Below are 234 nucleotides of genomic sequence, written 5' to 3'. Positions count from 1 at the left end.
CGATAGGTAAACCGATTTCCAACATTCAATTGTATATCGTACACCCCGAATCGGAATATTTTCAACCGCTCGGTGTGGCAGGAGAGCTGTGTATCGCCGGAGACGGGCTCGCACGGGGCTATTTGAACCGCCCGGAGCTGACGGCTGAGAAGTTTGCAGCTCACCCATATAAAGCAGGGAAGCTGATGTACCGTACAGGCGACTTGGCAAGATGGCTGCCTGACGGCAATATCG

Annotated in this window: 1 protein-coding gene; it reads left to right on the top strand. The window is 53.4% G+C overall.

Annotated features, from left to right (window positions below):
- On the top strand, positions 1-234 hold a 234-nt coding region (locus SB660_RS23930), incomplete at both ends, for an AMP-binding protein (protein ID WP_410585108.1).

The sequence above is a fragment of the Bacillus sp. SIMBA_005 genome, from assembly GCF_046535585.1.
GTDB lineage: Bacteria > Bacillota > Bacilli > Bacillales > Bacillaceae > Bacillus > Bacillus pumilus.
This window is presented reverse-complemented; position numbering and strand designations above follow the sequence as displayed.